The organism is Limosilactobacillus sp. WILCCON 0051 (assembly GCF_039955095.1).
GTDB classification, from domain to species: domain Bacteria; phylum Bacillota; class Bacilli; order Lactobacillales; family Lactobacillaceae; genus Limosilactobacillus; species Limosilactobacillus allomucosae.
On record NZ_CP154878.1, the window covers coordinates 871,784 to 886,166 of the forward strand.

Genomic DNA, 14,383 nt, shown 5'->3' on the forward strand with positions numbered 1-14,383 from the left:
GAGGACTTTTTATGAAGCAAGATTTTGTCGAAGTTGATATACCACGAACAAAGAAGCCGGTTACTAAGCGCTCACGCTTGACTGCGACCGTTTCACTGCACCAAGTAAAAATTAATGTCTACCAAGAAGCAGATCCCGCTCTGGTTAGTGAGATCATTAAAGCAGTAGCCGCTTATGCTGGTTAACTGGAGTGCCCCTCAGCACGTCTACATAGTTTGTGGCAAGACCGATCTGCGGAAGGGGATTGATGGTTTGGCCATGGTGATCGCAGAGAATTATGGCTTGGAATTAGATAATGATTCGTTATTCCTATTTTGTGGCAATCGTAATGACCGCTTCAAAGGCTTGTACTGGGACGGCGAAGGATTCATCCTGCTTTATAAACGCTTTGAAAATGGTGGACTGCGATGGCCGCGACATCGAGAAGACGCAGTGGCATTAACCAAGAGTCAGATTAAGGCATTGTTAGAAGGCATCTCGCCACTGCCTCAGAAACGAATCAGGCCGGCTATTAAGGGACCAGGGTATTAACAAGTTCCTCTTTTATTTGCCTCCATTATCTGATAACCTAATGGTCATCAGATAATAAAGGAGGTGATTGGTAATGGCTGAGAAGATCACTTTAGAAGAAGCCTTGCGTGAAAACAAAGAACTAAAGGCTAAGATTGCGGAACTGACCGAGATGGTAAACTATCTGCAAAAGCAACTTTTTGGAAAAAAAACTGAAAAATTAAGTGCTGGCCAGTTGGATCTGTTTGATGACAACGAACAGGAAACCGTGCCAACGAATGATTCAACAGTAGAAAAGTTGACCACTACCGTTACCAGTCACCAGAGAAAATGCAAATCAAAGGAATCACGTAAACAATTGCTTGATTGCCTAGAACAAGTTGAAGAACTTCATCAGCTAAGCGAGCAAGAACTGACTTGTGATCAATGCGGTCAAATGATGACGGTTATCGGCAAACATGAACAATATCGTGAAGTTAAACTGATTCCTGCCCACTTGTGCTGCAAAATCGTATGTACTGAAACGGCTAGATGCGAACACTGTCAAGATCCGGAAACCGACAATGATGTACTCGTTCAGGCAAAGACGCCACAGCCCTTGTTTCCACACAGTTACCTTTCAAGCTCGGTAATCGCCGAAGTACTTTTTGAAAAGTTTGGTCTGGCAGTACCGTTTACCCGCCAGACGCAGTATTGGGAGCGCCTCGGACTTCCCATCACCAGCAAACATATGGCTCGTGGGGTAATTGAAGCTGGCGAAAGGTTTGGGCAAAAGATTTATGAACGTCTGCGTCAAGAAATCAAGGCAGCACCTGTGGTGCAGCTTGATGAGACGCCATTTCAAGTTCTGGATCTTGATCAATCACATGGCTACTTCTGGTCAGCCTGTTCTACGGCAGAATTCAGTCCACATCAAGTATCGTATTTCCACTATGCCCCTTCACGATCAGGAAAGGTTATTACAGAAATCTTAGGTGATGACTTTTCTGGCGGTATTATGTGTGATGGGTTTAGTGGATATTCTGATAATCGCTTACCAGAAGCGTATTGGGGGACCTGTCTGGTTCATATCAATCGCCAATTTAAGCGACTGCTTGATCCAAAGATTACCCGCTTTCAAGGGCAAAGTATTGCGAGTGACGCCGTGCGGATCCTTGCCAAAGTATTTCACATCGAAAAACGGTTGAAATATTCATCAGCAAGTGAGAAGGCAGCCCAAAGGCGTCAGCATTTAAAAGCGATGATTGATGATTTCTATCAGCTGATTGAAGAAGCCTTGACGAAATCGCCACTCAAACCGCTACGCAATGCAATCAAAAATGCCCTCAAATTGAAGAAGCGGGTTTACCAGATGTTCAGGCATGGAGAGCTGCCATTGCATAATAATCACAATGAGCAACTGATTCGTCCCACCACGCTGGTCAGAAAGAACAGTCTGTTTGCGAAGTCCACGGCTGGGGCCAAAGCCAATGCGATCTGGTATAGCATCGTGCAAACCGCAAAACTAAATCATTTGGATGTCTTTAAATATTTAGAGACCCTGCTTAGCGCCTTTACAAAACGCGAAACGCCAGAAATAGAGGCTTATTTGCCATGGGCTCGTGAAATTCAAGAAAGCTGCAAAGCCTAATTGATAAATGAACAGCGGTCGACCACGCAGAAATGCGCCGGTCGACCGCTGCTTTTTTGTTCTTTAATTTTTGAAATTGGTCACCGCTTAGTAGGCAACACGGTTCAATATGGTGTGCTTACCAACGTTTTTTGCCATGTTGCGTTTTATGCGCATTGCAGCCGGCTATGTTATAATTTTTGATGGTATTGATTAAATCAAAAGCAAAGGGGTTAATTACTAATTATTAAAAATATAACCAATATAACTAAAAGCATTCAAATGTATTATGATAGATTTAGCTTACTAAAGTGAGGTAAATTTATTTTGAGCAAAATTTATAAGGTTAGCCAAGCTGCTGAACTGCAAGGAATTGGTTGACGATCTGACCAGTATTATCCATGTGTTTTCCAGTCGCTTATACGGCTTACGTCGCTATAAAAAACAGATTGAGACGGATCCCAGCTTGAAAGGCGGTGATAAGAATGACTGATACGATCCAAACGGTGGTTTACGAACTGCATCCGAATAAGACTATGAAGCAGGTTTTGGATGAGGCTATTGATTATCGTCGTTATTGTTGGAACCAAGCCTTAGAAATATGGAATGAGCTATATCTTGCTCATAAGATTTACGACAAAATTCTATGGACTAAATTTATTCCCAAACAAAATAAAAAGACGGGAAAAATCACGGTAAAACATATCGACGTTCATCTAAATCCTGCTCCAAATTGGAAGATGGTTCGTGACATTATGGTACACGACAAAGCGGATTGGCAATATCAGCGCTCTGCCCACCTGCTTGGCCTTGCCGTTAAGGACTTGGGCAATGCTTGGCAGAATTTTTTTGACAAGGCACAGCCTGATTGGGGAAAGCCGCATTTTCATTCCCGTCGAGAACCACGCCAGGGCTTTAAAAGCGATCAAAGCAAGATTGTAGACGGTTTACTGCGTCTGGAACGTCCTCAAAAAAGTCTCGTTCCAAGTGAAGAATGGCGAGACTTTAAATTAAGTGAGCAACCTTTGTCCGACAAAATCGGGGTAGTCAGCTATTTCCGTGAAAAAGGCCGTTACTATGCAGCTGTACCGTTTAAAGTCGCCACTAAAAAAGCATTGCCCAAAACTGGTAAGAATACGGCAGTTGATGTTAATGTCGGTCATTTCAACTATACGGATGGTCAACAAAACGTTCTTCCAAAAAAGTTGGAACGCATTTACGAAAAAATCAAACATTATCAACGTCAATTAGCACATAAACGGGTTGTTACTGGCAGTGCGCAAAGCAATAACTATTTGAAGATGAGAACCAAGCTTCAAGCATGCTATCGCAAAGCGTTCAATATCCAGAATGACCTCATGCACAAATTTACGACCAAATTGGTTAACAATTATGATCAAATCGTAATTGAAAACCTGTCTGTCAAAGGCATGCTAATGAGCCATGTAGCTTCTAAGGGCGTGCATCGTTCCATGTTTGGCAGGTTTAAGCAAATGCTGACTTACAAGTGCAAATGGTATGATCGCAAACTGATTCTAGCTGATAAACTATATCCATCTACTCAGCGCTGTGCGGTCTGCGGCACCATTAAGCGAGGCGATGAACGCATTACGCTGTATGGCAACAAGAAATATGGCACCAAACATAATGAGTTTGTTTGCTATAACAAAAAATGTCCCAACTATAACTTAGTTGTAGATCGGGACACCAATGCGATGCTTAATCTTTTAGTGCTGATTGAGCATCCAAAATTGAATAAGGCACTATAAATTTAAAAGAAAGGAATGTTAATGGCCTTGAGCAATCGAGGCCACACGGGTTAGCTGTACCCGAGGATTGGCGAGAGCCTTCCTTAGATGTTGCAAGAGTGATGTTTCGGCATCTGCGTTGGTCAATGCGATTACTCCCTCGTTGGAATATCGGAATACCGGCGATAACGGCAATAAGAAAAGCGTCTGTATTTAAGTCTTCGGATATGTAGTTAAAATCGCAAAATAACTACATTGCACACGTTTTTTGCAGCGGAAATCTTCGTTTGACAGAAATGACTTTTCGCATTGAAAGCCCTGAAATCGAACTGGGACTTTTGGGTGCGCAAGACAAATTCGTGGTGCTTTTAGAAGAAGGCATGAACGTAACCATCAATCCGTTTGGCACCGATCTGAAAATCAGCGGTGAAGATGAGGACGTTCATCTGACCTATGACGTTTTAGAGCAGCTGGTGGATCTGCTGCATCATGGCATCAGCTTAAGCAGCACGGATATCGTCAGTGCGATGAAGATGGCTCGTCGCGGCACGCTGCAGTACTTTGGCGATCTGTACAGTGAAACGATTATTAAGGATCGCAAGGGGCGGTCGATTCGCGTCAAAAACTTTGGTCAGCGCCAGTACGTGCATGCCATCAAGGATAATGACATTACGTTTGGGATTGGACCAGCCGGAACGGGGAAAACGTATCTGGCAGTCGCGATGGCCGTAGCTGCTTTAAAACGCGGTGAGGTTGAGCGAATCATCTTGACGCGGCCAGCCGTAGAAGCCGGTGAGAGTCTGGGCTTTTTGCCTGGCGATCTGAAAGAAAAGGTTGATCCATACCTGCGGCCAATCTATGACGCATTAAATGAGATCTTTGGCGCTGATCACGTGGAACGCCTGATCGATCGCGGCACGATTGAAATCGCACCATTAGCCTACATGCGGGGGCGAACGCTGGATAATGCCTTTGTAATCTTAGACGAGGCACAAAACACCACCAATGCGCAGATGAAGATGTTTTTGACGCGGCTTGGCTTTGGTTCGAAAATGGTTGTCAATGGTGACGTCTCGCAGATTGACTTGCCAAGGGGAACTCGCAGCGGTTTGATCTCGGCACCACGAATTCTGCAGAACGTACCCTCAATTGAATTCGTTCAATTCAGCGCGGCGGATGTGGTCCGGCATCCAGTTGTCGCCCGCATCATTACGGCCTATGAAAATGATGAGCAACAGACTTTGGAGAAAAAATAATGGATATTGAAATCTACGACCAAACCGGTGACCAAGCCGTCAGCCAAGATCAATTGCAGCTGGCGCATGATATTTTGGAATATGCGGCCAAATGTCTTGAGTTAAAGGACAATACGGAGGTTTCCTTAACGTTTGTTCACAATCCGCAAATCAGAGCGCTGAATGCTCAATATCGCGGCGTTGATCGGGCGACTGACGTTTTAAGCTTTGCCTTAGAGGATGACAGCGACGATTCGCCGATCTTGCTGGATCCAGAACTGGCTGCCCAGATCCCAGAAAATCTTGGGGACCTGTTCATCTCAATCGATAAGGTTGGCGAACAGGCTAAGTTTTTGGGGCATTCCAATGATCGTGAGCTGGGCTTTTTGATCGTTCATGGCTTTTTGCATTTGAATGGGTATGATCATGAACAGAAAGCCGATGAAGAAAAAATGTTTAAGCTGCAAGAGGAGATTTTAAATGGCTATGGGCTCCCAAGATAAGCATCAGGTCGAAAAAAATCGCCATTTCATTCAGGCGCTGGGACATGCCTGGGATGGGGTTAAGGATGTCGTCAAAAAAGAGCGCAACATGCGGTTTCATATCGTCGCAGCTGTTTTGGTGATTATCGCGGCGTTTTTAATGCAGGTTGGCATTTTTGAATGGCTATGGCTGCTTTCGGCAATCTTTGTCGTGTTTGCGGCTGAGTTCGCCAATACGATCGTTGAGGAGCTGGTTGATCTGGTCGTGCATCATCACTATGATCTTGATGCTAAATACGCCAAGGATATTGCTGCTGGGGTCGTCTTGCTGGCGGCTTTTTACGCGGTTTTGGTCGGGCTGCTGATCTTTTGGCCTCGCTTCAAGAATTTGTTAGGTGTTTAAGAAAGGAAAAATATGGACAATCCAAATTTTAAATCTGGTTTCGTTGCTCTGATTGGTCGGCCCAACGTCGGCAAATCAACGCTTTTAAACTATGTCGTCGGACAAAAGGTTGCCATTATGAGCAACGTTGCCCAAACGACGCGTAACAAGATTCAGGGGATCTACACTACCAATGAGGCCCAGATCGTCTTCATCGACACGCCGGGGGTCCACAAGCCGCAAACCAAACTGGGCGACTTTATGGAGCGCTCAACGCTTTCGGCTTTGGATGAGGTCGACGCGGTTTTATACGTGGTCGCTGCTGATGAAAAGCGCGGCCCTGGCGATAATTTCATCATGGAACGGCTTAAGCAGGTGCAAAAGCCGATCTACCTGGTCGTCAACAAGATCGATAAGGTGCATCCAAACGAGCTGCCGGCAATCGTCAAGCAGTTTGAGGATGGTACGGTCAAGTTTGCCGACGTCGTTCCGGTTTCAGCATTGAATGGCAATAACGTCAATGCTTTGATTAACAAGTTGGTCGACCAGCTGCCAAATGGTCCGCAATACTATCCCAGCGATCAGATCAGCGACCACCCCGAACGTTTCGTGATTGCCGAGATGATTCGTGAAAAAGTCTTTATGCTGACGCGCCAGGAAGTGCCGCATTCCGTTGCCGTGGATGTGATGTCGGTTAAGCGTCAAGATGATGAGACGGTCCACATCAATGCCAACATCATCGTTGAGCGGCCGGGGCAAAAGGGTATCATCATCGGTAAAAAAGGACAGATGCTCAAACAGATCGGGACCATGGCCAGAAAAGACATCGAGCATCTGCTGGGCGATCGGGTCTATCTGCAGCTGTGGGTCAAGGTGGTTCCCGGCTGGCGCGATAAATCGGCAATGCTCAAAGACTACGGCTACCGCAACAACGACTACTAAAAGGAGCTGAGAGCATGGCGCGGGAAAATACTTCCTTTGCCGGCATCGTAATGTATCGGCGCCCGTATAAAGAACGCGATCTGCTGGTTAAGTTTTTGACTGACAAGCGCGGACCGATGATGTTTTTCGTGCGGGGCGGCAATCGTTCGCATGCAAAAATCACCAGCGATATTCTGCCTTTTACGCATGGACAGTATACCGGATGGCTGGCTGATGATGGCTCGCTCAGCTATCTGAGTGCCGCGCGTGATACGCGTCAATACGTTCACCTGGGCGAAGATCCCCTGCGCAGTGCCTATGCTACCTATATTCTCGAATTAGTGGATGCAACGTTTGAAGAAGGCCGATCGATTGGCGGCTGGTTTAATCAAGTGGCGGCCGCGCTCGAGCTGATTGATAAAGGGCAGGATCCCCAGATTGCAGCCAACGTCTTGGAGGTACAGTTCCTGCCTTTATTGGGAGCCGCGCAGACTTGGGACCGCTGCACGATCTGTGGATTGAACGATCGCCCGCTGGATTTTTCCGAGGCCAACGGTGGGATGCTGTGCAGTCGGCACTGGAACCTGGATGAGCATCGATTTCACTTGGATCGCCGGACGGTTGGCTATCTGCAGCTGTTTGCCTCATTGAATCTGGCCCAGGTCAATCAGATTCAGGTTGATCAAAGCGTTAAGAATCGGCTGCGCTATACGCTGGATCGCATTTATGACGATGAGCTTGGTCTGCATTTAAAGAGCAAGCGATTCATTGATCAAATGGCGACCTGGGAAAATCAATTGAAAAATCTTCGCTCTGAAAATTGACAAGTGTAAAGTAGTTGTCTATGATAAAAGAGCAACTAAATTTAAATCTAATCGACGATGACAAAGAATCGCTGCTTACTGTCGAACCAAAGCGATCATGGGATGGTGGAAGCCATGATAACGATCAAGCAGCGTGGCACTTTAACAGTCGCTTAATTAAGCTGTTCTGCATGTCTGAGATGCAGAAAAGCAGGGTGGAACCGCGAATTAACTTCGTCCCTGCAATGACCAGTCCAGCTGGCCATTGTGGGGGCTTTTTTACGTTGAAAGGAGTCAGATTATGTCAAAGAAACTCACCGTTCAAGAGATTATTTTTACTCTTGAAAAATATTGGGCCGATCAAGGCTGTATGCTGATGCAGGCCTACGACAACGAAAAAGGTGCCGGGACGATGAGCCCATATACTTTCCTGCGGGCAATTGGGCCTGAACCATGGAACGTTGCCTACGTTGAACCTTCTCGGCGGCCTGCCGATGGGCGCTACGGTGAAAACCCCAACCGTCTTTACCAACACCACCAGTTCCAGGTTCTGATGAAGCCATCACCAGACAACATTCAAGAACTCTATTTAGGCAGCTTAAAGCAGCTGGGAATTGAGCCGCTGGAACACGATATTCGTTTTGTTGAAGACAACTGGGAAAACCCATCAATGGGCTGTGCCGGGGTTGGCTGGGAAATCTGGCTCGATGGGATGGAAGTTACGCAGTTTACCTATTTCCAAGTCGTTGGTGAGCTGCAGATGGATCCGGTAGCTGCCGAGGTTACCTATGGTCTGGAACGATTGGCTGAATACATTCAAAACGTTGACAGTGTCTATGATCTGGAATGGGCAGACGGCGTCAAGTATGGCGACATCTTCAAGGAACCAGAATATGAGCATTCCAAGTACAGTTTTGAAGAAAGCAACCAAGACATGCTGCTTCAAGAATTCAACGACTACGAGACCGAAGCCAAGCGCCTGATCAAACTGGGGCTGGTTCACCCAGCATACGACTATGTCTTGAAGTGCAGCCACACGTTCAATCTGCTGGATGCACGCGGGGCGGTTTCAGTAACGGAGCGGGCCGGCTACCTGCACCGGATTCGGATCATGGCCAAGTCGATTGCCAAGGCCTTTGTCGAAGAACGGCGCAAACGGGGCTTCCCATTGATTCATGATGAAAAGGAACGCCAGGCAACGGTCGAAAAATACACTAAGCTGGCTGAAAAAGCAGCGGCACGGGCGGCCAAGCAAGCTGCCAAGGCCAAGAAGGAGGACAAGTAAATGGCACATTCATATCTGTTGGAAATTGGGCTGGAAGAAATGCCTGCGCATGTCGTAACGCCAAGTATCAAGCAGCTGCACGAACGCGTTGCTCAATACTTAAAGGAACAGCGCATTGACTTTGCAAAGATTCAAGAATTTGCCACGCCACGCCGCTTGGCTCTTCTGATTACGGGTTTGGCCGATAAACAGCCTGATGTCAACGAATCCGTTAAGGGCCCGGCCAAAAAGATCGCTCAGGATGCAGACGGCAACTGGACTAAAGCAGCGATTGGCTTTACGCGCGGTCAAGGCGTCAGTGTCGATGATATCGAGTTTAAGGAGATCAAGGGCGTTGAATACGTCTACGTTGAAAAACACGTTGACGGCAAGCCGGTTGCTGAGGTTTTGCCCGGCTTAAAGGACGTCATTGAAGCCATGAACTTCCCAACGATGATGAAGTGGGGCCGTCACTCATTGCAGTTCGTTCGGCCGATTCGCTGGCTGGTATCGCTTTTAGATGATGAGGTCGTGCCATTTTCGATCCTGGACGTAACGGCTGGCCGCATGACGCGTGGTCACCGTTTCCTGGGTCATGACGTGGAGATCAAGCATGCCGAAGACTACGAAGCTGAGCTGAACAACGACTTTGTGATCGCCAATCAAAAACAGCGCAAGAACCTGATCAAATCTCAGATTGACGAGATCTTGGCAGAAAACGACTGGATCATCGACTGGGATGAGGACTTGTTGGAAGAAGTCAACAACTTGGTTGAATGGCCAACCTCATTTGCCGGTTCGTTTGATGAAAAATATCTGGTCTTGCCTGAAGAAGTCCTGATTACCTCCATGAAGGACAACCAGCGCTTCTTCTGCGTTCGCGATCATGAGGGCAAGCTTTTGCCGCACTTTATCGCGGTCCGCAACGGTAACAGCGACTACCTGGAAAACGTGATCAAGGGTAATGAACGGGTGCTGGTACCACGTCTGGAAGATGCCAAGTTCTTCTATGAAGAGGACCAAAAGATTACGATTGATCAATACGTGGCTCGCTTAAAGAAGGTCAGCTTCCATGACAAGATCAGCTCCATGTATGACAAGATGGCGCGGACGGCGGTCTTGGCCCAGCTGCTTGGTCAAAAGCTGAACTTTAGTGATGAAGAAATGGCGGACCTTGATCGAGCTGCTCACATCTACAAGTTTGACCTGACGACGCAGATGGTGGGCGAATTTGCCGAGCTGCAAGGGGTCATGGGTGAGATCTATGCCAAGCTGCTTGGTGAAAAAGCTGACGTCGCTGCAGCCATTAAGGAACACTATATGCCAATCTCTGCTGAAGGCGAACTGCCAGCCGGCAAGATCGGCGCGGTTTTGGCAATTGCCGACAAGCTGGACAGCATCATCAGCTTCTTTGCCGTTGATATGATTCCAAGCGGCTCCAACGACCCATATGCACTGCGGCGGCAAGCTTACGGAATTGTACGGATCATCGCTGCTCGCGGCTGGCATCTGCCGGTAATGGGGATGGCCGATGAGTTTGCAGAAGCATTGGCAGCTCAAGGACTGACGCCAGAATTTGACGTTTCGCACAATGCTGATCAGGTACACGCGTTCTTCTTGGACCGGCTCAAGCAGTTCTTCAACACGCAGGATCTGCGCTATGACGTAATCGATGCCGTTGTGGACACAAAATCCAACGACATTGCCAACGTCTTGGCAGCTGCCGAGACGCTTGACGCGCACAAGGACGATGATGGCTTTAAAGAAGACGTTGAAGCCTTGACGCGGGTACTGCGGATTGCCAAGAAGGCTGACTTTAAGGATGGCGTGCCAGCAGTTGATCCGGCCAAGTTCCAAAACCCATCGGAAACCGAGTTGTTTGATCTGGTGGCTTCCTTAAACAAGAAGTGGGGTACGCAGACGCTGGCACAAAACTTTGCTGATCTGCGGGCAATGGCACCGGCAATCACCAACTACTTTGAAGAGAACATGATCATGGACAAAGACGAAAGCATTCGGAGCAACCGGCTGGCACTTTTGCAACAGCTGGCTGATGATGTCTATACGCTTGGTAATCTTGACAAGCTGATCGTTAAATAGTTACGGTTTATCGAGCAAATGAATTGTATTGTCCCAGACTTGTGGTATCATGTTAAATAGGTATATTAGGTAGTGTCTAAAAGCGGATGCTGCCTGAAGTCGTTGAAGGTCGCATTCCATCTGGAGGCGACCTTTTGCTACTATTCGCGGGAAATGGGGTGAACGAATGGCGCGACTTTCACAGGAACTCATCGATCAGGTGCGGCAGTCCGTTGATATTGCTGATGTCATCAGTCAAGATGTTCAGCTGCAGCGGCAAGGTAAGAATCTGGTTGGGCACTGTCCGTTTCACGAAGATAATACTCCATCATTTTCAGTCAGTGAGCAAAAGCAGTTCTTTTATTGCTTTAGTTGTCATCGCTCGGGTTCAGTATTCGACTTTTTGATGGAGCTGCATCATCTATCATTTCCGCAGGCCGTTGAGCAGGTTGCCAAGCTGGGCAGCGTGGCCTTGCCAACTGATTTTCAAGCTGGTGCCGAGCCTAAAACGGAACAGGCGCCGGATTCGCAGCAGGGTCGCTTGATTAAGCTGCATGAAACGACCATGCGACTATATCATCATATTTTGATGAATACGCCAGCCGGAGAGCCTGCTCGCCGCTATCTGCAAAAGCGCGGTCTGACTCAAGAACTGATCGATCAGTTTAATCTCGGCTATGCTCCTAAAGAAGAGGTCTTAAAGGCCGTTTTGGAAAAAGAAGGACATGACTATCAGCTGCTGCGCCGATCAGGACTGTTTACCGAGGATCGCTCCGGCAGCCTGCATGATCGTTTCCATGATCGAGTCATGTTTCCGCTCAAGGATGGGCAGGGGCGACCAGTTGCCTTTTCAGGACGGCTATTACAAAAAGATACTGACGCGCCGAAGTATCTCAACAGTCCAGAAACGCCGATTTTTAACAAGCGTCGTTTGATCTTTAATTTTGATCTAGCCAGAAAAGCAGCCAGAGAAAATGGGAAACTGCTGCTTTTTGAAGGTTACATGGACGTTATTTCGGCATATGGCGCCGGCGTTCATAATGGTATTGCCTCCATGGGGACCAGTCTGACCGATGAGCAGCTGGCGATGATCGTCAAGACGACCAATCAGCTGAACATTTGCTATGATGGCGATGCACCGGGACAAAACGCCATTGAGCGGGCACTTAAGCTGATCGAGGCCAGTGCGGTTGCCAATCAGCTTAAGATTCGCGTCGTGCAGCTGCCAACCGGACAAGATCCTGATGAATACATTCAGCAAAATGGCGGGGCTAAGTTTCGCGATTATCTGAAAAGTACCGAAGAAACGCCGACTGCATTTCGCCTGCGCTATCTGCGGCAGGGACTGAATCTGAGCAATCAGGCCGAGCTTTTGAGCTATTTGAATGCGGCGATTGGCGTGATTGCCAAGGTCGGTGATCCGGTTGCCAGGGATCTGTACGTACAGGAATTGGCCAGGGAGTTTCAGGTCAATCCGCAAAATCTGCAGCAGCAGCTGACGATTCAGCTTCAAAAACAGCCGGCTGCTCAGCCAGGCACGGCACCGCCAGCATCACAATGGCCTGATAATCCGCCAGCTGCCCCCAAGCGCCCGTTTAATGGATCGTTTACGCGACCGGCTTACGGCCAAAAGCGGCGCGCTCAAGCACAACCACCACAGGCAGTCACGCTGACGGCAGCCGAGCAGCAGTCATTGGCGCTTGATCAAACTGAGCGGGCAGAGCGCTTATTGCTGACGGCTGTGCTCCATGACTATGGCACCAGAGCTCAGCTGAAGGCAATGCCTGATTTTGCCTTTGTTCATGATCAGTATCAGGAACTCTATCAGCAGGCCTTAAATTATTTTACCGAGCATGATGAGTATGATTTAGCCAGTTTTTTAGACTACGTGGACGATCCGGCTTTAAAAGCGACTTTAACGCAGCTGGATGGCTTGAATGCGGCAGCAGTCCCACCAGCTGCAATTGACGACTGTCTGCGCATCATCATGCAAAAGACACCTTTAACAAAAAAGATCGCTCAAGCCAAATTGGCGCTGCAGGAAGCCAAGGCACGGAGCGATCACGAACTAATCACCCAGCTGACGATTGAGCTCATTCAGCTTTATAGTCAGCAGCAACGATTAAAAACGGAGGAGACTAGTTAATAATGGCAAACAGCAAAAAGAAAGACATGGTAATTTCCAACAAAGCCGACTTTGATCAGACTGAATACGACAAAGCCGTGGGCAAGCTGATCAGAAGCTATAAGAAAGCCAAGGAAATTCAATACGATGACTTGACTGACCAGATTGCGACTCCGTTTGGCTTAAATGCCCAAGGAATGGATAATCTGCTTCAAAACGTTGAAGATGCAGGGATCAGCGTCGTTGACGAAAAGGGTGATCCAGATCCGCGCGCTTTGAAGGCCACTGAAAAACTGTCCAACAAGGCCTTAAAGGATACCGCTGCCCCAACCAACGTCAAGATCAATGACCCCGTACGGATGTATCTTAAGGAAATCGGGCGGGTCAACCTGCTGACAGCGGACGAGGAAATTGCTCTGGCCCAGCGGATCGAAAAAGGGGATGAACAGGCTAAACAGGAATTGGCGGAAGCCAACCTGCGTCTGGTGGTTTCCATTGCCAAGCGTTATGTCGGCCGCGGCATGCAGTTTTTGGACTTGATTCAAGAAGGTAACATGGGGCTGATGAAGGCCGTTGAAAAGTTTGACTACCGGAAAGGCTTCAAGTTCTCAACCTACGCAACCTGGTGGATCCGGCAGGCTATTACGCGGGCGATTGCCGATCAGGCGCGGACGATTCGGATTCCAGTGCACATGGTTGAAACCATCAACAAGCTGATCCGGATTCAGCGTCAACTGCTGCAGGATCTGGGCCGGGAACCGCTGCCTGAAGAAATCGGTGCTGAAATGGACATGCCAACCAAGAAGGTCCGCGAAATCCTCAAGATTGCCCAAGAACCAGTCTCTTTGGAAACGCCGATTGGTGAAGAGGATGACTCGCATTTAGGCGACTTTATCGAAGACCAGGATGCTACCAGTCCCGCAGACCATGCTGCTTATGAAATGATGAAAAAGCAGCTGGAAAACGTTCTGGATACGCTGACTGATCGTGAAGAAAACGTCTTGCGGCTGCGCTTTGGTCTTGATGATGGCCGGACGCGTACGCTGGAAGAAGTCGGTAAGGTCTTTGGCGTTACGCGGGAACGGATTCGTCAAATCGAAGCTAAGGCTCTGCGTAAGCTGCGCCACCCATCACGTTCCAAGCAATTAAAGGACTTCTTGGAATAATCTATCATAATCGATAATAAAAGGTCTGCTCCTTAACTGAGGAGCAGACCTTTTGTCTT

At 47.9% G+C, this 14,383-nt stretch carries 13 protein-coding genes and 1 pseudogene; all 14 read left to right on the forward strand.

Going from position 1 to position 14,383, the window contains the following annotated elements; all coding sequences use genetic code 11:
* The first annotated feature begins 11 nt into the window (after nucleotides 1–11).
* The 14 genes and pseudogenes from ABC765_RS04200 (at nucleotide 12) to rpoD (ending at nucleotide 14,324) form a co-directional block, all read left to right on the forward strand.
* Nucleotides 12–185, forward strand: coding sequence for a hypothetical protein (locus ABC765_RS04200; RefSeq protein WP_303094221.1), 174 nt, complete (start codon nucleotides 12–14; stop codon nucleotides 183–185).
* A complete protein-coding gene (gene tnpB, locus ABC765_RS04205; RefSeq protein WP_013437559.1) occupies nucleotides 175–531 on the forward strand; it encodes an IS66 family insertion sequence element accessory protein TnpB in 357 nt (118 codons plus the stop codon). The genes ABC765_RS04200 and tnpB overlap by 11 nt, the downstream gene beginning before the upstream one ends.
* 73 nt (nucleotides 532–604) lie before the next feature.
* Nucleotides 605–2,140, forward strand: a complete 1,536-nt coding sequence (locus ABC765_RS04210) for an IS66 family transposase (RefSeq protein ID WP_347952914.1) — start codon at nucleotides 605–607, stop codon at nucleotides 2,138–2,140.
* Between the two features lie 346 nt (nucleotides 2,141–2,486).
* Nucleotides 2,487–2,612 (forward strand): annotated as a pseudogene (locus ABC765_RS04215) (IS607 family transposase); the annotation flags it as partial.
* The gene (locus ABC765_RS04220) at nucleotides 2,605–3,888 is read left to right on the forward strand and encodes a transposase (protein ID WP_347980792.1); all 1,284 of its coding nucleotides are present in this window, start codon (nucleotides 2,605–2,607) and stop codon (nucleotides 3,886–3,888) included. The pseudogene ABC765_RS04215 and the gene ABC765_RS04220, both read left to right, overlap by 8 nt.
* A gap of 275 nt (nucleotides 3,889–4,163) precedes the next feature.
* Nucleotides 4,164–5,123 (forward strand): PhoH family protein, encoded by a 960-nt coding sequence (locus ABC765_RS04225; RefSeq protein ID WP_270630965.1) that lies wholly within the window; start codon nucleotides 4,164–4,166, stop codon nucleotides 5,121–5,123.
* A complete protein-coding gene (gene ybeY / locus ABC765_RS04230; protein WP_347963469.1) occupies nucleotides 5,123–5,605 on the forward strand; it encodes an rRNA maturation RNase YbeY in 483 nt (160 codons plus the stop codon). The genes ABC765_RS04225 and ybeY overlap by 1 nt, the downstream gene beginning before the upstream one ends.
* Nucleotides 5,583–5,987 carry a diacylglycerol kinase family protein gene (locus ABC765_RS04235; RefSeq protein ID WP_376752313.1) on the forward strand — a complete coding sequence of 135 codons (405 nt, stop codon included), beginning with the start codon at nucleotides 5,583–5,585 and terminating at the stop codon, nucleotides 5,985–5,987. The genes ybeY and ABC765_RS04235 overlap by 23 nt, the downstream gene beginning before the upstream one ends.
* Before the next feature lie 12 nt (nucleotides 5,988–5,999).
* Nucleotides 6,000–6,908 carry a GTPase Era gene (era, locus tag ABC765_RS04240; protein WP_347980793.1) on the forward strand — a complete coding sequence of 303 codons (909 nt, stop codon included), beginning with the start codon at nucleotides 6,000–6,002 and terminating at the stop codon, nucleotides 6,906–6,908.
* A 14-nt stretch (nucleotides 6,909–6,922) separates the two neighbouring features.
* Nucleotides 6,923–7,711, forward strand: a complete 789-nt coding sequence (recO, locus tag ABC765_RS04245; RefSeq protein ID WP_034540910.1) for a DNA repair protein RecO — start codon at nucleotides 6,923–6,925, stop codon at nucleotides 7,709–7,711.
* A gap of 280 nt (nucleotides 7,712–7,991) precedes the next feature.
* Nucleotides 7,992–8,975: a glycine--tRNA ligase subunit alpha gene (glyQ, locus tag ABC765_RS04250; protein WP_347953083.1), complete on the forward strand. Its 984-nt coding sequence runs from the start codon at nucleotides 7,992–7,994 to the stop codon at nucleotides 8,973–8,975.
* On the forward strand, nucleotides 8,976–11,054 hold the full coding sequence (gene glyS, locus ABC765_RS04255; protein ID WP_347980794.1) for a glycine--tRNA ligase subunit beta: 2,079 nt from the start codon (nucleotides 8,976–8,978) through the stop codon (nucleotides 11,052–11,054).
* A gap of 166 nt (nucleotides 11,055–11,220) precedes the next feature.
* Nucleotides 11,221–13,179, forward strand: coding sequence for a DNA primase (gene dnaG / locus ABC765_RS04260; protein ID WP_347980795.1), 1,959 nt, complete (start codon nucleotides 11,221–11,223; stop codon nucleotides 13,177–13,179).
* A 2-nt stretch (nucleotides 13,180–13,181) separates the two neighbouring features.
* Nucleotides 13,182–14,324 (forward strand): RNA polymerase sigma factor RpoD, encoded by a 1,143-nt coding sequence (gene rpoD / locus ABC765_RS04265; protein ID WP_033935602.1) that lies wholly within the window; start codon nucleotides 13,182–13,184, stop codon nucleotides 14,322–14,324.
* Nucleotides 14,325–14,383 lie beyond the last annotated feature (59 nt).

Excerpts from the sequence above, each read along its gene's own strand:
- ABC765_RS04200 (WP_303094221.1), top strand. The coding sequence starts at position 12 with ATGAAGCAAGATTTTGTCGAAGTTGATATACCACGAACAAAGAAGCCG.
- tnpB (WP_013437559.1), top strand. The coding sequence starts at position 175 with ATGCTGGTTAACTGGAGTGCCCCTCAGCACGTCTACATAGTTTGTGGC.
- ABC765_RS04210 (WP_347952914.1), top strand. The coding sequence starts at position 605 with ATGGCTGAGAAGATCACTTTAGAAGAAGCCTTGCGTGAAAACAAAGAA.
- ABC765_RS04220 (WP_347980792.1), top strand. The coding sequence starts at position 2,605 with ATGACTGATACGATCCAAACGGTGGTTTACGAACTGCATCCGAATAAG.
- ABC765_RS04225 (WP_270630965.1), top strand. The coding sequence starts at position 4,164 with ATGACTTTTCGCATTGAAAGCCCTGAAATCGAACTGGGACTTTTGGGT.
- ybeY (WP_347963469.1), top strand. The coding sequence starts at position 5,123 with ATGGATATTGAAATCTACGACCAAACCGGTGACCAAGCCGTCAGCCAA.
- ABC765_RS04235 (WP_376752313.1), top strand. The coding sequence starts at position 5,583 with ATGGCTATGGGCTCCCAAGATAAGCATCAGGTCGAAAAAAATCGCCAT.
- era (WP_347980793.1), top strand. The coding sequence starts at position 6,000 with ATGGACAATCCAAATTTTAAATCTGGTTTCGTTGCTCTGATTGGTCGG.
- recO (WP_034540910.1), top strand. The coding sequence starts at position 6,923 with ATGGCGCGGGAAAATACTTCCTTTGCCGGCATCGTAATGTATCGGCGC.
- glyQ (WP_347953083.1), top strand. The coding sequence starts at position 7,992 with ATGTCAAAGAAACTCACCGTTCAAGAGATTATTTTTACTCTTGAAAAA.
- glyS (WP_347980794.1), top strand. The coding sequence starts at position 8,976 with ATGGCACATTCATATCTGTTGGAAATTGGGCTGGAAGAAATGCCTGCG.
- dnaG (WP_347980795.1), top strand. The coding sequence starts at position 11,221 with ATGGCGCGACTTTCACAGGAACTCATCGATCAGGTGCGGCAGTCCGTT.
- rpoD (WP_033935602.1), top strand. The coding sequence starts at position 13,182 with ATGGCAAACAGCAAAAAGAAAGACATGGTAATTTCCAACAAAGCCGAC.